General features: G+C 71.6%; 20 protein-coding genes and 1 pseudogene. 10 read left to right on the top strand and 11 right to left on the bottom strand.

The window, feature by feature from the left end; genetic code table 11:
* Positions 1-411: 411 nt before the first annotated feature.
* Entirely contained in the window at positions 412-1338 is a 927-nt protein-coding gene (locus tag POL25_RS03645; protein ID WP_272084409.1) for a ribulose phosphate epimerase, read from the top strand.
* Between the two features lie 735 nt (positions 1339-2073).
* Positions 2074-2556 carry a hypothetical protein gene (locus POL25_RS03640; protein ID WP_272084408.1) on the top strand — a complete coding sequence of 161 codons (483 nt, stop codon included), beginning with the start codon at positions 2074-2076 and terminating at the stop codon, positions 2554-2556.
* A 135-nt stretch (positions 2557-2691) separates the two neighbouring features.
* Here the strand turns inward: POL25_RS03640 and POL25_RS45155 are convergent.
* Positions 2692-2870, bottom strand: a pseudogene (locus tag POL25_RS45155) (organomercurial lyase); the annotation flags it as partial.
* Between the two features lie 168 nt (positions 2871-3038).
* On the opposite strand from POL25_RS45155, the gene POL25_RS03635 reads away from it, so the two are divergent.
* The gene (locus tag POL25_RS03635; protein ID WP_272084406.1) at positions 3039-3497 is read left to right on the top strand and encodes an ankyrin repeat domain-containing protein; all 459 of its coding nucleotides are present in this window, start codon (positions 3039-3041) and stop codon (positions 3495-3497) included.
* 152 nt (positions 3498-3649) lie between these two features.
* Positions 3650-5344, top strand: coding sequence for a WD40 repeat domain-containing protein (locus POL25_RS03630; RefSeq protein WP_272084404.1), 1695 nt, complete (start codon positions 3650-3652; stop codon positions 5342-5344).
* Positions 5345-5358: 14 nt separating this feature from the next.
* Here POL25_RS03630 and POL25_RS03625 read toward each other — a convergent pair whose 3' ends face one another.
* Both POL25_RS03625 and POL25_RS03620 read right to left on the bottom strand, forming a co-directional pair.
* Positions 5359-6102: a hypothetical protein gene (locus POL25_RS03625; protein WP_272084403.1), complete on the bottom strand. Its 744-nt coding sequence runs from the start codon at positions 6100-6102 to the stop codon at positions 5359-5361.
* A complete protein-coding gene (locus POL25_RS03620) occupies positions 6099-6392 on the bottom strand; it encodes a hypothetical protein (RefSeq protein ID WP_272084401.1) in 294 nt (97 codons plus the stop codon). Before POL25_RS03620 ends, POL25_RS03625 begins: the two co-directional genes overlap by 4 nt.
* 486 nt (positions 6393-6878) lie before the next feature.
* On the opposite strand from POL25_RS03620, the gene POL25_RS03615 reads away from it, so the two are divergent.
* Entirely contained in the window at positions 6879-8006 is a 1128-nt protein-coding gene (locus tag POL25_RS03615) for a hypothetical protein (RefSeq protein ID WP_272084399.1), read from the top strand.
* 102 nt (positions 8007-8108) lie between these two features.
* Here POL25_RS03615 and POL25_RS03610 read toward each other — a convergent pair whose 3' ends face one another.
* Together POL25_RS03610 and POL25_RS03605 are read right to left on the bottom strand one after the other, a co-directional pair.
* Positions 8109-9707, bottom strand: a complete 1599-nt coding sequence (locus tag POL25_RS03610) for a hypothetical protein (RefSeq protein WP_272084398.1) — start codon at positions 9705-9707, stop codon at positions 8109-8111.
* Positions 9708-9953: 246 nt separating this feature from the next.
* Positions 9954-10244, bottom strand: a complete 291-nt coding sequence (locus POL25_RS03605) for a tetratricopeptide repeat protein (RefSeq protein ID WP_272084397.1) — start codon at positions 10242-10244, stop codon at positions 9954-9956.
* A 164-nt stretch (positions 10245-10408) separates the two neighbouring features.
* Between POL25_RS03605 and POL25_RS03600 the strand changes: the two genes are divergently transcribed.
* The 3 genes from POL25_RS03600 (at position 10409) to POL25_RS03590 (ending at position 12711) form a co-directional block, all read left to right on the top strand.
* Positions 10409-10981, top strand: coding sequence for a hypothetical protein (locus tag POL25_RS03600; protein WP_272084396.1), 573 nt, complete (start codon positions 10409-10411; stop codon positions 10979-10981).
* Positions 10982-11116: 135 nt separating this feature from the next.
* Positions 11117-11395, top strand: coding sequence for a hypothetical protein (locus tag POL25_RS03595; protein ID WP_272084395.1), 279 nt, complete (start codon positions 11117-11119; stop codon positions 11393-11395).
* On the top strand, positions 11392-12711 hold the full coding sequence (locus tag POL25_RS03590; RefSeq protein WP_272084394.1) for a radical SAM/SPASM domain-containing protein: 1320 nt from the start codon (positions 11392-11394) through the stop codon (positions 12709-12711). The genes POL25_RS03595 and POL25_RS03590 overlap by 4 nt, the downstream gene beginning before the upstream one ends.
* 102 nt (positions 12712-12813) lie before the next feature.
* On the opposite strand, the gene POL25_RS03585 is transcribed toward POL25_RS03590, so the two are convergent.
* Positions 12814-13872 (bottom strand): hypothetical protein, encoded by a 1059-nt coding sequence (locus POL25_RS03585; RefSeq protein WP_272084393.1) that lies wholly within the window; start codon positions 13870-13872, stop codon positions 12814-12816.
* Between the two features lie 862 nt (positions 13873-14734).
* Between POL25_RS03585 and POL25_RS03580 the strand changes: the two genes are divergently transcribed.
* Positions 14735-15811 (top strand): hypothetical protein, encoded by a 1077-nt coding sequence (locus tag POL25_RS03580; RefSeq protein WP_272084392.1) that lies wholly within the window; start codon positions 14735-14737, stop codon positions 15809-15811.
* 52 nt (positions 15812-15863) lie between these two features.
* Here POL25_RS03580 and POL25_RS03575 read toward each other — a convergent pair whose 3' ends face one another.
* Positions 15864-17531 carry a hypothetical protein gene (locus POL25_RS03575; RefSeq protein WP_272084391.1) on the bottom strand — a complete coding sequence of 556 codons (1668 nt, stop codon included), beginning with the start codon at positions 17529-17531 and terminating at the stop codon, positions 15864-15866.
* Between the two features lie 457 nt (positions 17532-17988).
* On the bottom strand, positions 17989-18945 hold the full coding sequence (locus POL25_RS03570) for a hypothetical protein (protein WP_272084390.1): 957 nt from the start codon (positions 18943-18945) through the stop codon (positions 17989-17991).
* A gap of 104 nt (positions 18946-19049) precedes the next feature.
* Between POL25_RS03570 and POL25_RS03565 the strand changes: the two genes are divergently transcribed.
* Positions 19050-21290: a protein kinase domain-containing protein gene (locus POL25_RS03565; protein ID WP_272084389.1), complete on the top strand. Its 2241-nt coding sequence runs from the start codon at positions 19050-19052 to the stop codon at positions 21288-21290.
* A gap of 99 nt (positions 21291-21389) precedes the next feature.
* On the opposite strand, the gene POL25_RS03560 is transcribed toward POL25_RS03565, so the two are convergent.
* From POL25_RS03560 to POL25_RS03550, 3 genes are all read right to left on the bottom strand, one after another.
* Positions 21390-22169 carry a ketopantoate reductase family protein gene (locus tag POL25_RS03560; RefSeq protein ID WP_272084388.1) on the bottom strand — a complete coding sequence of 260 codons (780 nt, stop codon included), beginning with the start codon at positions 22167-22169 and terminating at the stop codon, positions 21390-21392.
* A gap of 45 nt (positions 22170-22214) precedes the next feature.
* Entirely contained in the window at positions 22215-24317 is a 2103-nt protein-coding gene (locus tag POL25_RS03555; protein ID WP_272084387.1) for a choice-of-anchor L domain-containing protein, read from the bottom strand.
* A gap of 337 nt (positions 24318-24654) precedes the next feature.
* On the bottom strand, positions 24655-26061 hold the full coding sequence (locus tag POL25_RS03550) for a vWA domain-containing protein (protein ID WP_272084386.1): 1407 nt from the start codon (positions 26059-26061) through the stop codon (positions 24655-24657).
* Between the last annotated feature and the right edge of the window lie 18 nt (positions 26062-26079).

The following is a 26079-nucleotide window of genomic DNA, read 5'->3' as shown; positions in this document are numbered from 1 at the left end:
TTCGCGTCGCGGCGATCGGCGAGACCTCGTTGCGACGATCGCTGCAACGATCGGCTGGACGGGGCTGCCAATGACTCGGACTCGGCGAGCGCGGGGGTGCGTCTCTCGCGGGGTCATGGGCCCAGGTCGCCGATGCGGACGGGTCGAAATCGCGCCGGTAACCCGGGCTGCGTGATCCTCTGCGGCGAGAGACCGCAACGCAGCCTGAGGCCACGGAATGACGTTCTCGACAGAATGGGTCGAATGTTTCACGGTCTTCATGAAAGAAGACGAGAGAAAAACCACTCGACTGTTGCAGCGGCTTTGGCGGTTATGGCATCCTCGGGGAATGGATGGGGCTCGCTCGAGGGCGCCCCTCCCGGAGGGGAAGAGATGCCAGTGATGACGATGCGATGGATACCGTGTGCGCTCGTGAGTGTGCTCCTGTCGGCGTGCGGCGACGACGGCGGCAAGGGCAACGCGACGAACACCCCGACCACCAACAACAACAACACCACCGACGACGAGACGAGCTCGGGCGGGTCCGAGGGCAACACCTCGACGGGCGGGCCCGGCGGGACCACGACGAACCCGACTTCGACGACGACGCCGGGCGATCCGACCGAGACCACCGAAGGCGAGAGCACCACCGACGGCTCGTTCATCACCCCGCCCGACGGCGGCGGCGGGGCCAAGGAGTGCGATCAGTGGACGCAGGACTGTCCCGAAGGACAGAAGTGCATGCCGTACTCGGGTGACGGCGACAACGCGTGGGAGTCGCTCAAGTGCACGCCGGTGATGGAGAACGCCGGCCAGGTCGGCGACCCGTGCACCGTCGAGGGCAGCGGCGTCAGCGGCATCGACAACTGCGACAAGGGCAACATGTGCTGGGACGTCACCGAAGGCGTCGGGACGTGCGTGGCCCTCTGCGTCGGCTCGCCCGACGCGCCCGACTGCGCCCAGCCGATGACCTCGTGCCTGATCTCCAACGACGGCGTGCTGACGCTGTGCCTGCCGTCGTGCGATCCGCTGCTGCAGGACTGCCCGGGCAACAACCTGTGCATCCCCAACCCGCAGAACCCGGACGCGTTCCTGTGTGTGCTCGACGCCTCGGGCGAAGAGGGCCAGGAGTTCGACGCGTGCGAGTACATCAACGCGTGCGACAAGGGCTTCACGTGCGCCAACCCGGAGATCGCGGCCGAGTGCGACCCGATGGCGATCGGCTGCTGCATCGCGTTCTGTGACATGACCGAGGCCGGCGTGTGCACCGGCCAAAACGCCGAGTGCCTGGCGTGGTACGAGATGGGTCAGGCCCCTCCAGGCTTCGAGAATGTCGGCGTCTGCGGCATCCCGCAGTGATGCCGCGTAGCAAGACCTTGCAGCCCTCGGTGTCCGTGGGTAAGCGGACAGACGAGGGAGCAGGGCGTAGCGAGCGCATCAATCAAAAGTAAGAGGCGACAGGCCCGCCGGCGGGAGACAGCCGACGGGCCTTTTCGTCTGTCTTTTTCGACATGTTTTTAGCGACATGTCCTCATGGACATATCTGGCGCCGGCTGTCGCGTCCTGCTCGGGCGGCGCTCCGCCAGCGGAGGGCCAGCGAACACGAGGCGCTCGGCGTTCACGATATTGAGGTGGGTCGCGCGCACGACAGGCAGCGGCTTGTGCTTGTAGCGATCGGTCATCACCGCGACCGACGGCTCGGTGGCGGCCCGCTGCGCCCGATGCCCCTACGGCCGCTAGCGCGCCACCTGCGCGAGTGTTCGTTTGTTCATGTCGAGAGCGCCGAGCGAGACAGGGTCGAGCGCGCCGGCGACTTTGGCGTCGCCCCCGAGTTACAGGGCTATTGCGCGAGGAGCAGGGCGAAACGGCGCGCGGCGTTCTGCCCGCGCTGGCGGCCTGCGTCAGTGCCGGTTATGTTGCGTTCAGTGCTGAAGAAGCAGGTCCCATCGTCCCGGCTCATCGGTGGTCGCGTCGCCGACTCGGGTGCGTTTCCCGATACGCACGACGCTTACCGGGACATGACGCCTGCCCAGCGGATCGCTCTGATGCGCGAGCTGAGCCGCCGAGTCTATGCAATCTTGCAGCGAGACAGCGATGGCCGAGAGCGACATTCAAGACTTCCTGATCGCCTTGTCGGCGGCCGGCGTTAGGCACATCGTCGTCGGAGCCCACGCCCTCGCGGCGCACGGGCACGTACGGGCCACCGGCGACATCGACATCCTGATTGAACCCGCACTCGCGAACACTCGCCGGTTGGCGTCGGCGGTCCGCGATTTTGCGGATGTATCGCTGGAGTACTTCGGCGTGACTGCGGAGGAACTGTCGCAGCCCGGGGTCGGCTTTTTCATGGGGATCGAGCCGGACCGTATCGACGTGCACACGTTCGATCAGGCCTGGGGCGAGCATGTGCTGGTCAAGATCGCCGACGTCGAGGTGCCGGTGCTCGGGCTTTCCTCCCTCATCTCCGCCAAGCGAGAGTCGATTCACCGCCGTGAGCCAGGCTCGGCCAAGGAGCTGCAAGATCGCGCCGATCTGGCTTGGCTGCTCGTCGAGCAGCGACGCCGAGAAAAACGCTAGGAGCGGGTGGTGCCCGGCCGCGTCGCTCGGAGCTTGACATACCACCGCGGCCGACGCCTCCAGTGGCGCGAGGACGATTCAGTCGTTGCTATCGTGCATGGAGCCGCCCCAGCGACGGCGAGCGCGTCGCCGCCGTCACAGGCCCCAGAAGGGGCCGTGGAGGCCCGCCTCGCGGAATAGGCCGCGGCGCTCGCGGGCTCGCGGCGCTGCTACCCGCGCTCCAGGCGGCCCGCGTACCAGCCACGGGCGAGTCGCCAAAGCGTCGGCAGGTCCATTACGTAGCCCTCCGAGTGGTCGGTGCGCGCGAGCCAGGCGTGGAGCGCCCGTAGGCTTCGCTCACCGCCAGGGGTGATGCACCGAGCTGCGCGGCCAGGTCCTCCACGCTCGGGGCCGACCCCGCACATCCTCGCTGTCCACGGGTCACCTCGGCGCGCGCTCCTCATGAAAACTACGGGTGGCGGGCGGCGATCACCGAGGGGCTCATGCGCACGGCCGGGGTGGCGTCCGCCGAGGAAGTCACGGCGCTGATCGACGCCGGGGCCGACCTCGAGTGCAGCCGCGAGAGCGGCGGTATCGACGGTTGGACCGCGCTGCACGCCGCCGCGGCGCAGGGCAACGAGGAGGCGGTGCGGGTGCTCCTGGCCCGCGGCGCGACCGACCGTCGCGGGCCCGAGGGCAGGACGGCGCTAGCGCTGGCGCGTCGCTCGTCGGCCCCCGGCTCGCGCGCCTGCAGCACCATGCTGGCTGCCGCGGCGCCGCCGAAGCCGCCGCCGCCGCAGGTCGTCGAGCCGCACGCGGTGGGCGAGCGAGTGACCCACGCGAAGTTCGGCCTCGGGACGATCGTCGCCACCGAGCCGTCTGCGGACGGGCAGCGCAAGTTGACCATCGATTTCGGCGGGACCCGGCGGGTGCTGCTGGCCAAGTTCGTCACCCCGGCGTGACAGGCCGCGCCGCTGTCACGAGCCCGTGACTGGCGATTGCGGCGAACTTCGCCGATGATCGTGATATGTCTTTGGGGACATGTGCTCTCGGGGCGCCTGAGCCGAGGAACTCCGCTTTCTTCGGTGCCCGATCCGTGATGTGTTCGCCCGGCATGAAGCGGCGCCTCAAGTCCCCCCCGAGCAAGCTCGAGAAGCTGAAACCGGCGATCGCCGCCGTCCTCCCTGGCGGCCTGCCCCGCGCCGTCGCGCGCTTCTACGCCGAGCGCGACGGCCTGAAGGTCGCCTGGGACGGTGAAGAGGCGGTGCTCGTCGGCCTCGTCGAGATGTTCGGCGGGCTCGAGAAGCGGGCGTTTCGTCCCCACGTCGTCGTGAAGAAGGCCGACCTGGACGAGCTGGAGTGGTCGGACCTGCCGTTCTACGAGCGGTTCTTCAACGAGCACGGCGACGTCACCGACAAGAAATCACTCGACCGGCTCAACCTCCGCATGCGGCTCAAGCTGCTGGTGAGCGTCGCGGGCGAGTCGACCGAGCTCGCCATCGACTACTTCGCCGACGAGCCCACGATCTACCTGGTGGACCGCGCCGACGCGGCCTATCCGCTGAACGACCTCGACTTCAAAGAGTTCGTCGCGTGGTTCGAGAAGTTCGGCACGCGCCGCTGGTACTACGCGTTCCTCGACAAGAAGGCGGAGGCGAGCCTCAACATCGATCTGCGCGCGGAGCTCGAGGCCTCGCTCGCGGACTTCCCGGCGGAAGAGTGGGCGCCGCTGCTGGAGCGCCTGCCGAAGAAGAAGGCGCCGAAGGCCACGCGCGTGCAGGTGCTGGCCCCCGCGAGCGACGGGCCGAGCGCCCATTCCCCCTTGCCGTCGCTGAAGCAGCCGCCCGTGGTGGTCGCCGACGACAACCCGCGCCGGGCGGTGTTCAGCGCCGACGGCCAGCGCCTGGTGGTCTGGGGCGGCGACTACGGGCTGTTTGTCCTCGACGTCGGCCGGCGCGAGCGGGTGTGGCAGCAGAAGCACGCCCATGCGATGGACCTCTCGCAGGACGGCCAGATCGTCGCGGTGCTCGAGCACAAGGGATCGGGCGAGCCCGTCGATCGGCTGGTGCTGCGCTCGGGCGCGACCGGCAAGCCGCTGCAGCGCGCGCCGTGGCGGCCGGGCGGCGAGCTGACGACGCTGGCCTGCATCGGCGGCGGCCGGGTGGTCGTGGCCGACAACGCCGATGCGCTGCACGTGCTCGATCTGGCCACCCAGGGCGTGGTGAAGACGGTGCCCAAGGTGAAGCACGTGCGCCGGCTCGGGGCCGTCGGCGGCGACCCGGGCCGCGTGCTCGTCCATGTCCAGGCCTTCGACTTCGGGGCCATGGCGCTCACCGGCCCGTCCGCGGTGAAGCTGCTCGATCTCGACACGGGCAAGGTGGTGACGACCTGGGCCGATGCGTCGATCTTCGCCGCCTCGGCCGACGGGACCCGCGTGGCGCTCGGATCGACCGGCGAGCGTACGCGCGTGCAGATCGTCGAGGTCGCGTCGGGTCGCGTCCTTCACGAATTCGTGGGCGGGCCGACCAACCCGGCTTACGATCCGCACGCCGGCTTTCGCCTCGCGCTGGCGCCCGACGGCGCGCGGCTGGTCGTCAGCGAGCTCGTGTTCGACGCGGCCAGCAAGACGGAGACCAGCACGCTGAGCCTCTACGACGCGAACGAGGGCACGCTCGTCGAGCGCGTCGACCTCGGGCGCGACCCGGAGCGCTCGCGCCTGACGATCGACGCCGAAGGGCTGGCGCTCTCGCGCGACGGCGTGCTGGGCGTCGCCGCCGACGCGTACGGGCTGCGCCTGTGGCAGGTCTGACGTGAGCCCGACGGTCACAGCCGGATCACGCCGAGCATCGCGTCGATCTGCTGCCCGAACGCGTGGGTCGCATCGGAGTCGAACGCGTCGGTCTGGGCGCGGGGGGCGTAGCAGCGCAGGCGATAGATCTCGGGCCCGTCCGGCTCTGCGTGCATCAAGCCGCCCTCGAACTCGAACAGCTCGGTGGCGCCGATCCGCGACGCCACGACGGGGCTGGGCGAGCGGTCGCACAGGCGCTCGAGCGTCGGCTTCGACGCGCGTCGCTCGAGCTGCAGGCTCCGGCTGAGGTGCAGGTAGTCGACGATGAACTCGAGCGCCCAGGTCGAGACGCGCGAGGCGACCTGACGGCCGCGCTTGAATCGTTGCTCGTCGCGCTCGTAGTCGGGCACGAACTCGCGGACCGGCGGGTCCTCGCGCGCGAGGTCGCGGAATAACGGGCCCCAGTGACGGTCGCCCTCGCCGGCCGTCAGCAGCGAGAAGGCGGCGCAATTCGGCACCTGCTTCAGCCCCCAGCTGTCGCGCAGGACGTACTTCCAGCCGTCGATGCGGGCGAGGTCGTCGAGCAGGACGATCCACTCGCGCACCGCGAGCGGGAGCGGCTTGTCGACGCGCGCCTCGGCCTCGCCGACGCGGTCCACGGTCCGCCCGACCGCGCCGGTGTCGAGCCCGTGCCACCGCAGCAGGAATTCGCGGAGGACCTGGAAGCGCCCCGAGGTGTCGTCCGGGAAGCGGTGGAGGGTCGGCCGATAGGAGGTCACGCGGCCAATCTACGCCGGATCGGCGGCCGCGATGAAGCGGGCGTCGCGCTGGCGCCGTGATGGGGCATCGCATCACGGGGAGGGCGCGGGGGCTCCTCGTTCGGGTCGAAGCGGATCTCGAAGGGATACGGCGCGACGCCGGTGTCGTCGAGGATGTCACCGAGCGCGCGGCAGCGACGGACGCTGCCCTCGATGCTGCCGCGCAGGCGGCCGGCCACGAACGCTTCGAGGTGGGCGGCGCGGTTGTCCCGGCCGCAGACGATCGCGTCGGCCGGTGGCGATTGGCGCATGTACGATGAGACATGTGCGAACGAACAGGTTACGTCGGCCGCCCTGCTGCGTCCTGAACGATCTCCGCGGAGCGCAGAGGAACGATGGGACACGGGGGGCGACCGCGAAGTCGCTGGCGGCCGCGCGAGCTCGTCGACATGTGGGACTTCGACCTCGACCGGCAGCGTCGGTGCTTCGCTGGGCGAGGCTCGCGCTCGCAGGGGCAGCGTGAGGGGTCTGCGATCCGGCGTCCGTGCGGCCCCGACGATCGCGTGGAAGGGGGTGCGCAGCGCCGGCTGCGCTGGGAGTGCGAGAACAGAGACGAAGCGCGTACGACTCCGCCGGGGTGCGAGAACGTCGGCGGACGGGGCCCTTCGCCGCGAGCGCGGCGCGAAGGGTGGTGCAGCGCGGCCTGAAGTCGGGTCGCGGAGGCGCGCGCGGACGGGTGCCCGGCGCCACCGGCGAGCTTGCGCCGCGACGGCGATGGAGCGACGCTTCGAGGGCCCATGATCATCGAGCTCGAACGTGGCAGACAGTCAACTCTCGACCAGATCCGCGACCTCGCGGTGCGCTTCGGCAACCGTGTCGAACTGAGCGAGGGCACGGGGGTCTACGACACCGTCCACATCATCGGCGACAGCCGCGAGTTCGCCAGCCGCGAGAGCTACATCCTCGGCCTGCCCGGGGTGCGCGCCGCGTGGCAGCCGACCGGCGGCTACAAGAACATCGCCCGGGTGGTCCGCGGCAACGAGGGCAAGGCGCTGCACCGCGAGCGGCGCGTGGTCGAGGTCAAGGGGCTCGACGGCAAGGCGCGGCGGTTCGGCGGCGGCAAGCACATCTTCGTGTGCGGCCCCGACTCGCCGCAGACGCTCGAGCAGACGCTGGCGACCGCGCGGATGGCCCGCGAGGTCGGCGAGAAGTTCGGCATCCTCGACCGCGTGATGCTGCGCGGCGGCGCGTTCAAGCCGCGCACGCGGCCGACCGACTGGCGCGGCCTCGGCATGAAGGGCATCGCCATCATGGACGCCGCGCGCGAGGAGACCGGCCTGCCGTACGCGACCGAGGTGATGGACCACAACCTGGTCGAGCAGATCGGCGCCCACGCCGACATGCTGCAGATCGGCACCCGCAACGCGCAGAACTTCGACCTGCTCGAGTCGGTCGGCCGCTTCGGCAAGCCGGTCATCCTCAAGCGCGGGTTCGGCAACGAGGCCGAGGAGTGGTTCTACTCGGCCGAGTACATCGCCAACCAGGGCAACCTCGACATCGTCCTGTGCGAGCGCGGGATGAAGACGCTGTACACGAAGGGCGGCTACTGCCGCAATCAGCCCGACCTCAACGCCTGCACCTTCGCCCGCAAGCAGACGATCCTGCCGATCATCTTCGACCCCAGCCACGTCGCCGGCGACCACCGCATCGTCGCCGAGAACCTGATGGCCGCCTGCGGCCACCTGGTCGACGGCTCGATCACCGAGACGGTCCACACCGAGGCCTGGCGCCGCGAGCAGCTGTGCGACGCCGGTCAGGCGCTGGTGATGGACCAGTACTCGATCCTGGTCGAGGCCGTGCTCGAGTACGAGACCCACGTGGTGCCGAAGATGCGGACGATCCTGCGCATGCTTGGCACCGACTGAGCGGCCGGCCGGACCTGCGCGAAGGGACATGCTCGAAGGAGCATGTCCCTTTGAACATTTCTGATGGGCATGTCCCTTCGGACATGCCCATGCGGCGGGCCGTCACGAGATCGGCAGGGCGAACGACAGGGCGACCGGGTGGCCGGCGAGGCCGGCCGGGAACGAGGCGCCGATCTTGAGCTCGGGGCCCGACTCGCCCTGGTTGAGGGCGGCGCCGAAGCGCGGGCGGAGCGGGGTGCCGGGCAGCAGCATCAGGGCCGCGGCGCGGGTCACGGCGTCGGCGGCCTGCTCGGGGCTGGCGCCGGCGGGGATGCGATGGCGGACCCACAGGGCGAAGCGCACGGTGCGTCCGACGAGCAGCTGACCGGCCAGGCTCGTCGGCTCGTCGCTGCGATGGACGACGGGGCAGGCGGCGAGGGTGAGCAGGTCGCTCTGCTGCGGGCCGCCGAGCGCGGTCAGGCCGCGGCGCGCGAGCGCCAGCTGGTCCTCGGCGGAGCACCGCTCGGCGGTGGCGATCGGGATGTCCTCCTGGCCATGTCGGAAGGACCAGGTCGCGGGCGCCCGCAGGTCGGCGTCGCGGCCGATCTGGGCCAGGGTGCCGCCGAGGCGCAGGCTGGAGGCGATGAGGGCGGCGACGGCCAGGGCGGCGCCGCCGGCGAGCACGCGCTCGCCGGCCGGGGTGGCCTCGGCGGCCAGGACGGGGCCGTTGACCGCGAGGGTGAGCCAGCGGCTGGCCGGGTCGTCGCGCAGCGCCTCGAACTCGTCGCCCAGGCCCAGGTCCTGGGCGACGCCGGCCGCGATCGCGGCCGTGCCGGCGCGCCCGAGGGCGGCGGGGTCGAGCTCGGCGCACACGGGCGCGTGCAGGTCGGCCGCGACCTCGGCGATCGCGGCGGCCTCGGCGAGGCTAGCGAGCGGGTCGAGCAGGAAGATGGCGTCGGGGCGGGCGAGCGGGTCGAGCTCGGCGAGCTCGGCGAGGGCGGCAGGCAGGCCGGCGGGGTCGACGTCGAGCAGCTCCACGTCGAGCTCGGGGTCGCGGGGGCACTGGCTCAAGAACAGCCGCAAGCTCCGCCAGCGCAGCTCCGCGGCCCGCAGCTTGGGATCGGCGAGCACGGCGGTGGCCGCTCGCGCGAGCGCGGCCGACAGCGCGGCGTGGGCAGCCCGCGACGGCTCGACGCCCGCGCCGGCCGGGGTGCTCTGGACGCCGCCGCGGACCAGGGCGTCGATCGCCGAGCTTGCAGCGCTCTTCGGCGGGGCCGAGCCGCGGGCCAGCAGCTCGTCCACGAGGTCGCCGCCGCCCGGATCGGCGGGCTTCTCGGGCGGGGGGGCGAAGCAGGCCGCGATCTCGGCGTGCAGCGGGCCGCGACCGGCGATGCGGGCGACCTGGGCCAGCAGCTCGTCGCTGCGCGGGCGACCGCTGGGGGCGAGCAGCCGCTCGCGCAGGCGGTGCAGCTCGCCGAGGCTCTGCTGCACGACCTCGGTGACCGAGAAGTCGCGGAAGCGGGAGAACTTGGCCTTGATCTTGAGCTCACCGGCGGCGCCGAGCGCAGGGCCGACGTCCACGTCGAGGGCCAGCGAAGACTGCGTCAGGCGCTCGGCCAGCTCGGCCAGCAAGATCCGCCCGCGCCGCCCGCCCGGTCGCGGCGACAACGGCCCGGCGACGAGGAAGCGGAGGCGCGGCGAATTGAAGGTCGAGGGCTGCATCGCCCGCACGCTACCCAAGCCGCAGGGCCCGCGACAATGCATGTCTCCGCGCGGCGCGATCGCGGCGCGGCGAGCCGATGCGCGCAAATGCGAGGCGAGCCCGGGCGCGCGACGAGGGGCCCGCCGAGGAGGCGGGCCGAGGGCCGGTCGGGCCCACGCATGAAAAACACGAGCGCGCGCATCCCACGATGCGCGCGCCGATGACTTCGATCTCGATGTTCGCTCGCGGTGCGAGCGAACCCGCGGTTACGGGTACACGCGGGCGCGGGCGCGCGCCAGCACGCGCTGGGCCTCGTCGAAGATCTCGCCGTAGTTGCCGGCGAGGTTCGACAGGGCGATGGCTTGTTCGGCGCTCTTCATCGCGGCGGCGTAGCGACCGAGCTGGCACAGTTCACCGGCGGCGCTGCTGTGGAGCCCGGCCAGGGACGGGTGTGAAGCGCCGAACCGAGCCTCGATGCGAGCGATCGACCGCTCGTAATGCGCGAGGGCGGCTCCATGGTCGAAGGTATGGAGCATCTGGATGGAAGGCACGGTCACGCGGCATAGTGTTGCCGGGACGGAGGCGGTGTCCGGTCACTGTCCGGTAGCGCCCTCGCGACGAGGTTCGGCGCCGTCGCGCGCACGAGGGCCGCGGATGTGCGTAGGGTGCGCCATGTCGGAGGGGCGCCACCGGCGCCTCGACCGGGATATCCTCCCCGGCCATGACCCACGTCCGTCTGTTTCGCCGCTTCGCCTTCGTGCTCGCCCTCGCCGCAGCGCCGCTCGCCGCCACCGCCTGCAAGCCCTACGCGGTCGTGCAGCAGTCGGGGCCGCCCTCGGCCCTCAAGGGGATGACGGGCATGACGGTCGGGTTCGACTGGTCGCAGGTCACCGTGCTCGACAAGAGCTCCGAGGCGGAATACCTGGCGACCAAGAACGACGAGGAGAAGGCCGACTTCGCCAAGATCAAGCAGGAGACCGACGCGGCGATCCTCGAGGGCATGCGCGACCGGGGCGTCAACGCGGTGCCCGTGGCGGCCGACGCCAAGCCCGACCTGGTGGTCGCCTACGTGCACGTGACGACCGGCATCTACACGCCGGTGTACAGCGTGCCGTCGAAGGTCCAGGCCCGCTTCTCGTGGCAGAAGGACGGCACCGTCACCGACATCATCGACACCAAGACGAGCGTCGGCGCCAGCCTCACCACGCCGTCCGACCATCAGCGCATGGAGATGGCCGGGCGCAACCTCGGCAAGGTCGCCGCCAAGTACGTCTCCGACTCGCAGGGCAAGTGACCCGCCGCGCTCGCCGCTGATGGAGGCGGGCGCGCCGAGCACCGACGGCTCGCGGAGCGGGCGCCGGTCGTTCGCGGCGTCACGGTCCCGACGGGCGGTGTCAGATCGGCGGAGGACCCGCGATAGGATCGCTGCGTGTCGTGGCCGCTCACCGTCGTCGTCGTGGTCGTCGGGCTGTTCGTGGCCGACCGCCTGCTGCTGGCGCTCGAGCGCCGCGGGTACATCTATTATCGGGTCCGCAAGCCCTCGACCACGGGGGCCGGCAACGCCCTGGCCGAGCTGCAGCAGATGCTGGCGCCCTCGACCCAGCACGTGATCGTCGCCAAGAAGGAGCAGCGGCCCGAGCACGTCGACGACGGCGGTCCGCCCGATCCAGGCGGCCGGCCGCCGCCTCGTGATACCCTGAGGCCGTGAGCCTGCGTGACAATCGCCGCCGCCTGCCGGTGGTGGCCTCGCTGCCGCGGCCCGACGATCGCCGCGCCCTCACGCGAATCGCCGGGGAGGTGCCCACGCCGCGCTATGCGGTGTGGGAGCTGACGCTGAAGTGCGATCAGAAGTGCCTCCATTGTGGGTCGCGGGCCGGGGCGGCGCGTCACGGCGAGCTGACCACCGACGAGGCGCTGGCGCTGGTCACCGACCTGCGCGCGCTGGGGATCGGGGAGGTCACGCTGATCGGCGGCGAGGCGTATCTGCGCGACGACTTCATCCTGATCGCGCGGGCGATCCGCAGCGCCGGCATGGACTGCACGATGACGACCGGCGGGCTCAACCTGTCCGAGGCGCGGGTGGCCGCGCTGGCAGAGGCGGGGATCCGCAGCGTCAGCGTGTCGATCGACGGGACCCGGGCCGCGCATGACGCCCTGCGCGGGGTCCACGGCAGCTTCGATCGGGCCTTCGCGGCGCTGGCCCGGCTGCGCGCGGCGGGGGTCGGACGGGCCGTCAACACCCAGATCAACCGCCTCACGCTGCCGACGCTCGCGGCGCTGGCGGAGCTGCTGATCGCCGAGAAGATCGGCGGCTGGCAGCTGCAGATCACGGCGCCGTTCGGCAACGCGGCCGACCACCCGGAGATCCTGCTGCAACCATTCATGATGGTGGAGGTCTTCGCGGTGATCGAGCAGCTGATCGCCCGCGCAGCGCCGCACGGGCTGCGGCTGTTCCCGGCCAACAACCTCGGCTATTTCGGGCCGCTCGAGGCCGAGCTGCGCGGGCGGCAGAAGGCGGGCGGGCACTACAAGGGCTGCATCGCCGGCCGCCACGCGCTCGGGATCGAGGCCGACGGCACGATCAAGGGCTGTCCCAGCCTCGGCGGCCCGGCCAACGTGGCCGGCAACGTGCGCGAGCGGCCGCTCGCGGAGATCTGGGCCGACGCGCCCGAGCTGCAGTTCACCCGCGTGCGCACCGTGGACGATCTTTGGGGGTACTGCCGCGACTGCTATTACAATGATGTGTGCCTGGCCGGCTGCTCGGCCACCAGCGAGCCGCTGCTCGGCCGCCCGGGCAACAATCCGTACTGTCATCACCGCGCGCTCGAGCTGGGCCGCGCCGGCCTGCGCGAGCGCATCGAGCCGGTCGCACCGGCCCCCGGGCTGCCGTTCGACCACGGTCTGTATCGCGTGGTCCGGGAGGCGACCGATCCGGAGGCCGCTGCCCGCGGGCCGGTGGCGGTCGACGACCCGCGCGTCGGTCGCGACGTGATGCCGTTCGGGCCCGGCGTGCCGGTCGCGTGAGCGCCTGTCCTTCGGGACGGTTTATTCGCGCGCCAAAAGGACATGTCCTCGAGGACATGTCCATGCAATGAGTCGACATGTCCCGGGGGACATGTCGCAGCGTCAGGTCGGCAGCGCGCAGACGCCGACGTTCTCGAGGTCGGGCGGGGCCGGGCTGTCCTCGTGCCACGGCGTGCACTCGGCCCCGGCGCCGCTGCACGTCGGCGCGCTCAGGTCGCAGTAGGTCAGGCAGCAGCCGGAGGCCAGCGGATCGCACTCGGTGGCCAGCGCGGAGTCCAGGCACGCGAGGCCGAGGTCGCAGGCGTTGACGAACTCGCACGGCTCGAACTCGGCGCCGCCGTCGCCCGAGCTGTCCGCGACGCACACGAACAGCGCGTTGGCGTCGAAGGAGTTGGGGGCGCACACCTCGTCCGGCGCGCAGGCGGGGGCCAGCGGGTCGCAGGTCGGCAGGCACAGGTGCAGCGCCTCGTTGAAGCGGACGCAGGTGGTGGTGGCAGGGCACGCCGGGTCGTCGGGCGTGCCGGCGCACTGGCTCACGCAGGTGCCCGCGAGGGTCTGGGCGTCGACGTGCCAGCACATGCTGCCGAGTTCACACGAGTCGAGGCCGGAGTTGGGCGAGCCCTCGACCGTGCACGGCTGGCCCGGCTGGTCCGGGTCGCGCGCGATCGGGACGCACTCGGTCGCGTCGAAGAACTGATCGCCGACCTGCTTCGAGCTGCACTTCTGGCCTTCGGGACAGTCCTGGGCGAAGGTGCTGCACTCGATCGTGTTGGCGAAGTCGGCCGGGCAGCCGCCATAGAAGCTGCAGCCGGTGTCGCTGGTGTCGATGTCGCCGGTGCTCGAGAGCTCGCCGGTGCTGCTGGCCTGGGTCGCCGATGGATCGCCGGTCGAGGTGACGGTCGCGGTCGTCGTGGTCGTGGTCGTGGAGGACGAGCTGGTCGGCGCGCTGCTGGAGGTGTCGCTGCTGCTGCTGCTGGTCGGCGCCGTCGTGTCCCCGGCGGTCTCCTCGACCGGCCGACCGCTGCACGCCGTCTCCAGCGCGCCGAGCAAGACGACCGCGCCGAGGCGGGTGGCCGCGGTGGTGCGCAGGCAGCGACCGCAGAACGGACAGGCGCCGTCGCTCGCGCGCACGTGACGATGACAGGCGTCGCAAAGCTTCATAACCTGGCGAAACTATCATGTCGCGGGCTGGCCCGTCCAGGGATCCGCCTGCCACCCATCGAGGAAGCCCGGAGCCCAACGATCGGGGGCTACGAGGGACAATCGGGGCGAGCGAAGGTCCGCGGGGCGTCTCCGGGCGTCGGTGAGCTCCAGAGTCGGCCCGGAAGCCTTGCCAGGAGTGCGCGGGATGCGGAGCTCGCCGGTCTCGGCAAGATGGGTGAAATCGCGCAGTCGGCAGGTCCGGCTGGCCACGGTCCGGCAGAGGCGGCCTCTTGGGATCAAGAGGAGCGAATCGCCGGCCGGCGAGCGAGGGCCTGAATGATGTTGGTCGGAGTGGCGCGAGCGCGGGGGTCGACGCTCCGGCGATTCTCACCTGGCCCTCGGGACAGGCGGTGCCGCGGCCGTTCGGCTCCGGCGCACGATCCCGGGGCGCCGCGCTTCTCCGCCGCGTGCAGCACTATTAAATCCTTGATGCGGAGGCGATCCGATCGCCGCTGCCGATTCGTGGATCCAGGGCCCGAACCTCGGGCGTGGGGCCGCGGCGCCGCAATGGGTCGTCTCGCCGTCGGAACGGCGGCTGGCGACGGTTCGGCGGCGAGAACATCGTCACGATTGAGACTTCGGGACATGTCTCGAAGGACTGTTGAGGCGCGGCCCTGCGCCGATGTGCAGCCTCGAACCTCACGCTTCCGCGCAGCGCGGTTGCGCCCGGTCGGGGTAAGCTGGGGACGTGCGGGGAATGAGTGCAGTCGTGGCCGCGCCGGCGGCCAGCGAGAGCCCAAACCCTACCGTATTGCCACTGGAACTGCCCGCCGCCGCGCTCACCGCCGACGGGGGAGGGTCTTCGGCTGTCCTTGCGGACATGTCCGCGGAGCGCCGGCGCAGCCCCGCTCGGCTGGCCCTGGCGAGCCTGCTGCTGACGGCGGCCTGCGAGGGCCCCGATCCGGCCGCGTCGTCGTTCGCCGTCCCGCCGGCGATGACCGCCCCGGCGTCGACGGGCGAGGTGCCGGAGCTCTCGACGAGCACCACCTCGACGACCACCGGAGAGCCTGTCCCCGAGGACAGCTCGACGGGCACCACCACCGGCGAGGTTTCGACGACCACGCCGCTGCAGGACCTCGGGATGCCCGACCTCGGCGATCCGCACCCGGTCGGCTGCCGCGGCAAGATCGATTTCCTGTTCGTGATCTCGCGCCTCGGCTACATGGAGAACATGCAGGCGCGGCTCATCGACGCGTTCCCGCACTTCATCGCCACCATCGAGAGCAAGTTCGCCGACTTCGACTATCACATCATGGTCGTCGACGGCGACGAGACGTGGGGCAGCGCCGCGTGCAACGCCGCCTGCCAGGCGTGCCCGTACCCGGGTTATCCGTGCGACGCGGTCGCCGAGGCCTCGGCCTGCGACGCGACGATGGGCGCCGGCACGGTCTTCCCCGCCGGCGACGCGGCGACCAATGAGAGCTGCGGGGTCGTCGGCGGGCGCCGCTACCTCACCCGCGAGCAGCCCGACTTGCAGGGGACCTTCGCGTGTCTGGCCCAGATCGGCCTCAGCGGCGACGACGAGCTCGGCGAGGCGGTGACGGCGGCGGTGTCGCCGGCGCTCAACGAGCCCGGCGGCTGCAACGCGGGCTTCCTCCGCGACGACGCGCTGCTGATGGTCACGTTCATCTCGAACACGCCCGACACCGACTCGGAGGGCACGCCGAAGCAGTGGGCCGATGCCATTACCGGCGCCAAACACGGCGACCCAGATTCGGTGGTGATGTTCAGCATTCAAAAGCCGGACTGCAACCCGTGGGACACGGTGTGCGATCTGGTCAAATACTACTTCCCGTACTGGCACATCGCCGACAACGACGAGACGGACTACCGGCCCGCGTTCGACGTGGCGACCGACCGGATCAGCCAGGCCTGCTCGGCCTTCATCCCGCAGTGAGCGGCGCTCGCGGATCCCTGTCCCGAGGGACAGGTCCGATCGCGGGCCCGCTTCACGGGGCGATGATGGCGACGGCGGGGTAACCGCCTGCCGTGATTCCGCCGGCGTAGATCTGGCCATAGGGGCCGATGGCCAGGGCGGTGGGCGTGTGAATCGTGGGCCCGTCCTGATGCTCGTAGGTCCACAGCGACTGGTTCTTCAGCGGGAACCACGCCTGCGCGAAGAACGAGGTGACGTCTTTCTCGAGCTGGCGCGAGGCCACGAACACGACGTAACCGGCCGGGTGCCAGGCGAGGGCCCGCGGGTCGAGCAGCAGCGGGTCCAGCGAGCGGCGCCAGACCTGCTGGCCGCCGGCGAACATGCGCAGCTCGGAGAGCGGGTCGCACTGATCGCCGCAGAAGTAGCCGCCCGTCATCACCTGCGAGTCGCCGTCGGTGGTGATGACGCGGCCGCCGCCCTGGCTGAAGCCCGAGGCCGCCAGCTTCCAGATCGGGTCCTCGCCCGCGAAACCGGACTCGAGCAGGAAGTGCTTCACGCGGATGACGTTGTCCTGCTCGTGCTTGCCCTTGACCTCGCCGGTGATGAACAGGCGATCGTCGAGGAACGTGCAATCGTTGGGGGTCTCGCTGAATTCGAGGGGCAGGGGCGGCTGGGTGGGGGGCAAATAATCGTAGGTGACGATCGTGCCGGCCCCGCCGCCGGAGGCGAACATCCAGGCGGTGGCGGTGACGGTGTTGCCCTTGGGCCGGGTGCCGCACACGGCGGCGCGGTCGCCGGTGCGGGCGAGGGCGCGGGCGCGGTCACCGACGACGCCAGCGCCGACGTTGACGGGCTGGCCGGCCCAGGCGTCGTACTTGCCGAGCCACCAGCGCAGCTCGCCGCCCTCGAGCTTGTCGACGAGCACGAGCAGGGCGCCGTCGTCGTCGACCGCGAGGTCGATGGCGCTGCACTTGAGGCCCGGCTTGACCTCGAACAGGTCGCCGTCGGCCCAGGTGCCGCCGAGGCTGCGGCGGCGCAAGTAGCAGCGCGCATCGCCCTGGGGATAATAAGTGCCGAGCTCGATGAGGTGGTGCGAAGGGGTGACGGCGAGGGCGATGACGGTGCCCTGGCCGATGGCGTTGTCGCCCTCCCAGAACAGCTCGCTGCCCATCGGCGGCAGGGCCACGGTGAACGGCAGCTCGAGCGCCTCGCTCTCGAGCTCGCCACGCCAGGCGACGAAGGTGGCGAAGTGCGGGCCGTTGTCGAGCGCGGTGTAGACGACGATCTCGCCGGTGAAGGCGTCGGCCTCGGCGGGGCCGAGCTCGATCACCGGGCCGCCGTCGACCTGCATGCGCACGCCGTCGGCGTGCGCCGTGTCGATGGTGACGCTCACGGGTCCGGGCTGCTGCAGCGGATCGGGGCCGAGACCGCCGTCGACGATCGCGGGCGGCGCGGACGGATCGTCCTCGGTGGTGGTGCTGCTGCCGCTCGAGCTGCTGCTGCTGCCCTCGGTGGTGGTGCTGCCGACGGCGGTGGTCGCGGGGTCCTCGCTGGTGGTCCCGGTGGGCGGCGCGGGCTCGCTGGTGGTCGCCGGGCCGTCCTCACTGGCGCTGCCGCTCGCGCCCGTCGCGGACTCCTGCGCCGGCGGGTCGTGGGTGAGGTTGCCGAGGCCGGGCGCCGTGCAGGCCGCGACGCCGAGCACGACGATGCCCGGGAGGCTGGGGAAGGCGCGCCGCTGCATCTCCGCGAACAACAGGGTAGCCGAGCCTCGCGAGTTCGCGGGCCGACGAGCGCGTGACTTCGAGGGCGCACACGAGTTCGTCGGCGGTCCATCGCGCGGCAGACCCGTGTTCGACGCCGCTTGGCGGTGCTCCGGCGATTGACCGCGCGGTGTCAATGTCGGGCCCGCGCGGCGGGTCGCGCCGCCGGACTCGTGGCAGGCCGCGCTATCGACATCTCGCGCAGAGGTGCGCGGCCGCGCGTGTCATGATTTCGCGCGGCGCGGAAATGCTCCGACGGGGGATCCTGGGGACACGCGGGGGTCACCGGCGCGCGCGGGCGAGCGGCCGCAGGGGCGATTCGCGCGGGGGGCGCTCATGCTGTCCGAAGGGACATGTCCCTTGGATCTGCAACGTCGTGTCGCCAATGTCACGAGGCGCGGCGGATCGACTCATGCCATTCGCCGCGCCGGCGCGGCTTCAGAACCGGCCGGTGATGGTCAGCATCGCCGACCACGGGCTCGCCGACACGCGGGCGGTGGCGCGTCGGCGCTGCGGGACGGCCAGCAGCACCACGCCAGTGACGGCCGCGATGCTGGCCACCGCCCCGGTGACGCCGGCCGCGGGCGTGAGGTCGCGGTAGACGTCGGCGAGGTGGTTGGCGCGCGCGAGCTCAGCGTCGGTGGGCCATCGATTCTGGGCGGACACGGTCTCGCCGATCTCGACGATCTCGCCGTTGGCCTCGCTGCGGCGCAGCAGCATCACCGCCGTGCCGGCGCCGAGGCCGAGGCCGGCGACCAGCAGCAGGCTGCCGGCGAGGATCCGGTTGCGCGGGCTCGGGGCCGGGTCGGGCTGGGCCGGCGGCACATCGGGGGTCGGCCGCGTGGGCGCAGTCGCGGGCGCGCTGGCGGGTTTTGTCCGCGAGACGGCGAGCAGCGGCGGCTGGCCGTCGTCGACCGCGGGCGGGGGGGCCGGCTTGCGCTGCACCGGCAACAGCTGGGCCGGCGTCGTCGGCGGGGCGCTGGCGGCAGCAGGTCGCGGCTTGCCGCAGGGATCCTTGGGGCCCTGCCTGGCGAGGTCGGTCTCGGTGACGTCGCGCAGGCGGGCGGCGATCGCCGCGTCCTCGCCGAGGCCGACCTCTCGCTCGACGCGACGCAACAAATTGCGAGCCCGGCACAGACCCGCGGGCTGACCGGTGGCGGCGAACACCCGGTGGTAGCCGCGCAGCGCGTAGAAGGCGAGCTCGCGGCGCTGCCACGGCTCCAGGTCGACCCGCGCGAACGCCGACTCGCCGTCGCGCGCAAGCTCTTCGAACCTCTCCTGTTCGACGAGCTCTTGCATGCGCCGCTCGAGCTGGCCAAACGAAGGCGACGACGCCGTGGGGGCCGGGCCTGCGGCGATCTGGGCGGCCAGGACGATGCACAGGCAAGGATTCATCGCGCCCCGAAGACATACCACAACCTCGCCACGCGGCGACGCAACACAGCGGCCGCCGCGCGCCGGCAATTGCGTTCGCGGGTCCGACCGGGCACGCTCCGGGGATGTCCGTCGCGCCCGATTCGCCGCGGTTCCGCCTGGTCGAGCGGATCGACGAGGAGCCGGGGCGCAGCGTGTACGTGGCGCACGACGAGCGCGAGCGGACGCGGGTGCAGGTGGTGTCGCTGCAGCACGCGCTCGGGGCCGCGGCGGCCGAGCGGTTCGGGCGCGAGGCCAAGCTGCTGGCGGCGCTGCGCCACGCGTACATCGCCCCGGTCGTCGATCACGGGGTCGGCGGCGACGGTCACCCGTACTTCGTGCGCGAGGACGAGGGCGGCGTGTCGCTGGCGCAGCGGTGGACGCAGGCGCCGCTGGCGATCGACACGTCGTGGCAGGTCGGGCTGCAGATCGCCGAGGCGCTGATGTGCCTGCACGAGCACGGGCTCGCCCACGGGGCGGTCACGGCCCGCAACATCCGCTGGAGCGACGCCGGCGTGGCGCGCCTGCTGACGGCGCCGCAGACCGATGCGGACGAGGCGAGCGGGGCCCGCTCGTCGCGCGCCGATCTGGCCCAGCTCGGGCGCACGCTCAAGGCGCTGATGGACCGCGACGATCCGGCCGAGCCGGTGCCCGAGCCGCTGCGCCGCGTGCTCGGTCTCGCGGCCGACGTCGAGGGTCACCCGCAGCTGCGCGCCGACGAGCTGCGCGCGGCCTGGCTGGCCGCGGGCATGGAGGTGTGGCCGCACAAGCTGGCGGCGACGCAGCCGGTGCTGCTGCCCGAGCCGCAGGTGTGGCCGCTGGCGCCGGACCTGACGCCGGCGCCGCTCGAACAGCCGGGCTGCAGCGACGCCGGCGACACCCGCTGCAGCGCCACGGCGCCGCCGCGGCTGTACGCGCGCCGGCTCGAGCTGCGCACGCTGCTCGGGCAGGGCAAGTGCGGGCAGACCTGGCGCGCGCATCACCACATCCTCGGGCGCGACGTCGCGGTCAAGATCTTGCCGCGCGCGCTGGCCCGCACCCCGGTGCTGGCCGATCTGTGCCGCGAGGCGATGGCGCTCGACAAGCTGAGCCATCGCGCCTTCCCGCGGATCTACGAGTGCGACTACAACGACGACGGCTCGTGGTACCTGGTCGAGGAGCTGATCGACGGCGAGCCGCTGGCGCGCACGATCCAGCGCGGGCCGATGGACCCGTTGGCGGCGGTCGAGCTGGTGATCGAGCTGGCCGAGGCGCTGCACGACGCGCACGCGCGCGGCATCCTCCACGGCGACATCAGCTTCACCAACCTGATGCTCGAGCGCAGCCTGCCGCCGCGGCCGCGCATCATCGACCTCAGCGAGTGCCGCTTCCTCGACGCGTTCTACGCCGCGACCGACCAGCGCTACGCGCCGACGCCCCGCCACCGCGGCGACGACGGCCGCGCGTACGGCCACCCGGCCTTCGCCGCGCCCGAGCTGTTCACCGGCGGCGCCAAGTCGGAGCGCAGCGACGTCTACTCGCTCGGCGCGGTGCTGTTCATGCTGATCACGGGGGCGCAGATGCCCAACGCGGTGATCCGCGAGCTGCTGGCGGCCGAGCCCGGCGAGGGCGCCGAGCGCCTGCGCGAGCACGTGGTCGTCGCCGCGCCGCAGCTCGAGGACACGTTCCTGGCGGCGGACTTCCAGGACATCCTGGCCCAGGACCCCGAGCAGCGGGTCGGCTCGATGACGGGCCTGCTCGAGCTGCTCCGCGCCGAGCGCGACGCGCTGCGCAGCCTCCACAGCGATCGCGGCGAGCGGGCGCCCGGGGCGGCGGCGACGGGCTCGCGGCCGCGCGCGGCCGCACCGGTGGCCGCGTCCGCGGCTGCCTGGAGGGACATGTCCTCGAGGACACCCGCGAGGCGAGCCGGCGGCGCCCGCCTGGGCTGGGGGCTGGGGCTCGGGGCGGCGGCGCTCGCCGTGGCTGGCTTCTTCGCCATGTCCTTGTGGACAGGTTCGACGCCGCCGGCGAGCCCGGACCCGCCGACCAGCGCCGCGCCGCCGGCGGTCGCCCCGTCGCCGGCCGTGACGCCGAAACCGGGGCCGACGCGGGCCGAGGTGGTGGCCGCGGTCGAGGCCCTGGCGCCGCGCCTGCGCGCGTGTCCGGGGGCGCCGAGGCGGCTGGTGCTGTCGCTCGAGGTCGGCGGGCCGACGCGCCTGCTCGAGGTCCAGCACGTCTCGGTCGACGAGCGGCACCCGCTCGACCGCTGCATCCGCGAGGCAGTGACATCGCTGCAGTTCGCCGGCGCGCCGGTGCGCCACGCGCTGACGATCGCGCTCGGCGGTTGAGCCGGCGCTCGCGGTCAATCTGTCTCGCGGGACAGATTGACTGCGACTGATGAATCGCGGGACACGCCGGGAGCGCGGCGCAGCCACCCGTCCTTTAGGTCATGTCTTTGGGGCCATGTCGACGCCGGCCTCGCGCAGCAGGGCGAGGTGCGTCGGCGTGGCGATCGCGTGCTCGGCCGCGGCGGCGACGAACCAGCCATTGCGCCACCGCCAGTCCTTGACGGCGCCGCGGTACGTCGGGATGGCGCGCGAGTAGGCGCGCAGGCGCTGCAGCAGCGGGGCGGCCGCGAGCTCGACGCCAAGGGCGGCGCGGCCGACGGCGAGCAGCTCGTGGACGAGGGCGGCGAGGGTCTCGTCGTGGCGCTCCAGCACCTCGCCGACGCTGCAGTCGAACCGCTGGCACAGGAGGCCGAACGCGCTGTTCCAGATCAGCTTCTCGAGCATCGCCGCGGTGAACGCCTCGCGGGCGACGACCTCGACCGGCAGGTCCATCGCCCGCATCCAGGTCGCCAGCGCCTCGGCGTGCGGCCCGGTCAGCACGCTGGTGCCGCCGGGCTCGATCGCGGCGCCGCGGCGCGGCACGGCGAAGTAGAGCAGGGCGCGGGTGCTGTCCTGAAGGCCATGTTCGAACAGCCACGGCTCGAGCACCCCGTTCTGCACGAACACCAGGTCGGGCCGGCGCGCGGCCGGGACGCGGGCGAGCGCCGCGTCGAGGCCGGCGTTGTCGACGGCGACGACCACGGGCGCGCCCGCGGGGCCGTCCAGGGCCTCCCAGCCGGCCTCGCGGGTGACGAGGTCGGCGGGGATCGGGCTCTGCGCAGCGAGGGCGCCGCCGACGCGGCCGGCGCCCAGGATGGTGATTCGGGGCAGGTCGGGCACGGCGAGCGCGAACGTATCACGATCGCCGCGCCTGTCGAGCCGGCGTCAGTTGGGCTGCACGCCGGGCTGCGAGGCCTGGACCGACCACACAAAGTCGTCGAGCAGGACCAGCGAGTCGTAGACGCCGTCGGCGGTGTCCCAGATGGCGAACCGGATCTCCATGACCTCGCCGCCGTTGACGTTGCCCGCCATCTTGAGCCAGCCGGTGCCGCCGCCGGTGGTGTTGTTGTTGCCGCAGCCGCCCTCGAGGATGTCGAAGCCGGTGCCGGCGAGCCCGGCCTGGCTCAGGCAGCCGTTGTAGTTGCCGCCGTTGCCGCCGCTGCAGCCGAACGTGCCGTTCTTGCACTGCGTGAACAGGCCGGTGGCGGCCTTCACCAGGTTGACGCCGACCGGGTACTTCTGGTTGTTCGGCGTGGTGTAGATGGCGATGTTGCGGTCGGCCGGGTTGCCGGCGGCGTTCGAGTTGACGAGCGTCACGAACATGTCGTTGTAAGCGGTGCAGGTCCACTCGGGCCACTCGGCCGAGTAGAAGTACATCTGCACGTTGAACGACTTGGCGTTGGTGGGCACGCGGACGCGCAGCTTCAGCATCGCGCTGTTGTTGGCCGCGTTGCTGCCGGCGCCCGGGCAGCCCGGGGCGTTGGGGAAGTTGCCGCCGTTGGCCGCCAGCCAGTCGGCCGGCGCGGCACTGTTGGCGCCGTTGTCCTTGCCGGTCTGGAAGTCGGCGTAGGGCGGGTTGGCATCGTTCGAGTCGGCGGCGTTGCCGGTCGAGAGGATCGCCAGGCGAGCGTTCTGCTGCGGGACCACGTTGGTGCCGAAGCCGGGACGGATCGACCGGGCCTGGGCGTCGATCGCACCGGACCCGTCGGCGCGGGTGAGCGTGCCCGAGATGACGCCCCACTTCTTCTGGTTCTGCGGCGGGTTCTCGGTCGTGGTCTGGCACAGGTCGATCGCCTTGGCGTAGTCGATCGGGGTGCCGGAGTTGCTGGCGAGGCCGCCGTCGCACGAGGCGACCGGGTTGTCCTTGGTGCCGTCGCAGTCGTCGTCGACCATGTTGCCGCCGACCTCGAACGCGCCCGGGTTGACGAGCACGGGGTTGAGGCAGCTGGGGCCGACCTCGTCGCAGCAGTCGCCGCCGCACACGGTGTAGCCGTCGCCGTCCTTGTCGGAGTCCTCGTCGGTCTGGCCGTTGCAGTTGTCGTCGAGGTTGTTGGCGCAGATCTCGGTCGGGTTGGGCGTGACCTCGCCGGTGCACGGGCCGAAGCCGGTGCCCTGCGGGTTGCAGGTCTGCACGCCCTCCTTGCAGATGCCGACGCCCTGCGTCCCGTTCGGGCCGGTGTAGCAGGCCATCTGCGCGCCCGGGGTGCACTGACACTGGCCCTGGTTCTCGCAGCCGTTGGCCGGGTCCTTGTCACAGTCGTTCCACGGCGCCTTGCAGGCCCCGAGTCCGCACTGGCCCATCGCGCAGGTCGCCGCGGCGTTCGGCGGGACCGGGCAGACGTTGCCGCAGGCCTGACAGTTGTCGACGTCGACCAGCAGGTCGAGGCAGGTGTTGCTGCAGCAGGCGAGGCCGTCCTGGCACGGCTGCATGTCGTTGCAGCCGGGCGTGCACTCGCCGGCGTCGCACACGGTGCCGAGCGGACAGTCGCCGTCGCCGAGGCAGCCCTTACAGGTGTTGCTGCCGACGTCGCACTTGGAGGGGGCGTTGCAGTCGGAGTCGTCGTTGCAGCCGGGGATGCACTGATCGCTGACGGGATCGCAGAACTGGCCCATGGGACAGTTCGCCTCCTCGCACGGCATCGTCATCGTCGAGGTCCCGGGATCGGTGGTCGTGGTGCTCGGGTCGGGCCCGGTCGTGTCGGTGTCGGTGCCGCCGGGATCGGTGGTCGAGGTCCCGGGCGTGCCGGTGGTGTCGGTGCCGTTCGACTCGGTGCCGAGCGAGCTGGTGCCGGGCTCGGTCGGCGTGCCGGTGGTCGGATCGGTGTCCTGCGGGCCGCTGGTCGACGAGACCTGGTTGGTGGTCTGGTTGGTCGCGGACGTGATCTGCGGGGTAGTATCAGTGGAAGTGACCGGCTGATCGTCGCCGCAGGCCGCGAGCAACACGGCGCACGACACGAGAGCCACGACATCGGGACGGATGTAACGCATTTCAGCCACCCTACCAGGGGCCGCGCTACTCAGCAATCATGCCGCGCGCGCGAGCACCTCGCTCGGGAGCTGCGTCCGCTCGCCTGGACCGCGCAATGCGGCGCGCAGCCGGGGCCGCGCAATGCGGCGCGCAGCCCCGCACGTCCGGCCCGCCGGCTGGCGTCCTCGTGCGCCGATAGGGGCGCTCACGCCAATGGCCGCGCCGACAGGGGCGCTCCGCATTCGACGAGCGCCTCGCGCCAATGGCCGCGCCGACCGGGGCGCCCGCGATCGACGAGCGCCCCCGCGAATGGCCGCACCGACCGCCGCTGGCGATCGGGCGAATGCACCGAGCCCATCAGGCCGGCTTGCAGTAGTACTCGACGCCGGCCTCGCCGGTCTGCTTGAGCGAGTTGCAGGCGGTGCCGCACAGCTCGATGGCGACGTACGGCGGCGCGGGGTCGGTGTACTTCCAGCCGTTCTCGTTGGCGCAGTTATTGATCTTCGGCACCTCGACGTCGCCGATCTTGACCTTGGTGAACTGCGGGAACCCGGGCTCGTCGTTGAGGGCGATCACGCAGCTCTGGGCGTCGGTGACGATGGCGTTGAGCGCGGCCTGCAGCTCGACCTGGTTGTCGGCGCTGTAGAACTTCTCGGGCCCGGGCTTGGCGGTGCCGCCCTGGGTCGCCAGCTCGTTGAGCTTGACGTACGGGTTGGTGCTGTCGGGGCTGCCGTCCATCTGCACCGGCGAGACCGAGTTGGCGATGGCGATGCCGATGACGTAGGTCGGGATGGTGTCCTGCGTCCAGGCGTTGCCGACCAGGGTGTGCAGCGATTGGTCGTAGTTCTCGAACAGCGGCGGGGGCTGCAGACCAGTGGTGCAGTTGGCGGCGCCGTCGGTGATGAGCATGATCGCCCGCGGGACCATCGGGTCGAGGGTCTTGAGGTGGGTCAGCGCGGCCAGGACGCCGGCCTGGGCCGGGGTGCCGCCCTTGATGGTGTTGTTGTTCTGCGCCGGCAGGGCGTTGAGGATCGGGTTCTTGTTGAACGGCGCGACCGGGACCTCGACGTTGCCGTTCACCGGACAGGCGCCGACGACGTAGGTGTCGACCGCCTGCTTGTTGGGGAACAGGTTCATGCCGAAGTTGAACTTGGCGTTGAAGTTGGTGAGCACCTGGTCGACGACGGCGTAGAGGCTGTACCAGCGGCTCACGGTCGGGGTGTTGGCGTTGGCGTCGTGGTCCCACAGCGACAGCATCGAGCCGGACTTGTCGAGCACGAGCATGACGTTCGGCACGACCGGGGTCAGCGTCACCTGCATCTCGTTGCAGGGCGTGTCCTCGGTGGTGGTGCCCGGGTCGCCGGTGGTCGTGGTCGTGGTGTCGGTGGTCGAGGTCGTCGAGGTGGTGTCGACGGTGGTGCTCGTGTCGCTGTCGCTGTCGCTGGTGCTCGAGGTCGCCGTCTCGGACGGGTCGGTCGCCAGCGTGTCGGTGACGGTCTCGGTGCTGCCCATGGTCGCCGTGACCATGCCGGTCGAGGTGCTCTCGCTGGTCGAGGTCGGCACGCCCGAGCTGTCGCTGGTGGCGCCCATGGTGCCCTCGGTGGTGGTCGGCGGGGTGCCAGTGGCGGATTCGGTGCCGTCCATGGTGGCGACCGTGTCGACCGTGGTCACCAGAGTCGACATGGTGCCCTGGGAGGCGGCGCCGGTCTGCGACGTCGCGTCGCCGTCGTCACCGCAACCCACGACGAGGCCGAGCGAAGTCATCCATACGAGAGAAGTTTT

It is taken from the genome of Nannocystis bainbridge (assembly GCF_028368995.1).
Lineage (GTDB): Bacteria > Myxococcota_A > Polyangia > Nannocystales > Nannocystaceae > Nannocystis > Nannocystis bainbridge.
The sequence above is the reverse complement of the archived record's forward strand: the minus strand, read 5'-3'. Positions and strand labels throughout refer to the sequence as shown.

What these genes read in the sequence shown, in the direction of transcription:
- POL25_RS03640 (WP_272084408.1), top strand. Translation starts at nt 2,074, where the DNA reads ATGGCCGAGAGCGACATTCAAGACTTCCTGATCGCCTTGTCGGCGGCC.
- POL25_RS03635 (WP_272084406.1), top strand. Translation starts at nt 3,039, where the DNA reads ATGCGCACGGCCGGGGTGGCGTCCGCCGAGGAAGTCACGGCGCTGATC.
- POL25_RS03630 (WP_272084404.1), top strand. Translation starts at nt 3,650, where the DNA reads ATGAAGCGGCGCCTCAAGTCCCCCCCGAGCAAGCTCGAGAAGCTGAAA.
- POL25_RS03620 (WP_272084401.1), bottom strand. Translation starts at nt 6,392, where the DNA reads ATGCGCCAATCGCCACCGGCCGACGCGATCGTCTGCGGCCGGGACAAC.
- POL25_RS03615 (WP_272084399.1), top strand. Translation starts at nt 6,879, where the DNA reads ATGATCATCGAGCTCGAACGTGGCAGACAGTCAACTCTCGACCAGATC.
- POL25_RS03610 (WP_272084398.1), bottom strand. Translation starts at nt 9,707, where the DNA reads ATGCAGCCCTCGACCTTCAATTCGCCGCGCCTCCGCTTCCTCGTCGCC.
- POL25_RS03600 (WP_272084396.1), top strand. Translation starts at nt 10,409, where the DNA reads ATGACCCACGTCCGTCTGTTTCGCCGCTTCGCCTTCGTGCTCGCCCTC.
- POL25_RS03585 (WP_272084393.1), bottom strand. Translation starts at nt 13,872, where the DNA reads ATGAAGCTTTGCGACGCCTGTCATCGTCACGTGCGCGCGAGCGACGGC.
- POL25_RS03580 (WP_272084392.1), top strand. Translation starts at nt 14,735, where the DNA reads ATGTCCGCGGAGCGCCGGCGCAGCCCCGCTCGGCTGGCCCTGGCGAGC.
- POL25_RS03575 (WP_272084391.1), bottom strand. Translation starts at nt 17,531, where the DNA reads ATGCAGCGGCGCGCCTTCCCCAGCCTCCCGGGCATCGTCGTGCTCGGC.
- POL25_RS03570 (WP_272084390.1), bottom strand. Translation starts at nt 18,945, where the DNA reads ATGAATCCTTGCCTGTGCATCGTCCTGGCCGCCCAGATCGCCGCAGGC.
- POL25_RS03565 (WP_272084389.1), top strand. Translation starts at nt 19,050, where the DNA reads ATGTCCGTCGCGCCCGATTCGCCGCGGTTCCGCCTGGTCGAGCGGATC.
- POL25_RS03555 (WP_272084387.1), bottom strand. Translation starts at nt 24,317, where the DNA reads ATGCGTTACATCCGTCCCGATGTCGTGGCTCTCGTGTCGTGCGCCGTG.
- POL25_RS03550 (WP_272084386.1), bottom strand. Translation starts at nt 26,061, where the DNA reads ATGACTTCGCTCGGCCTCGTCGTGGGTTGCGGTGACGACGGCGACGCG.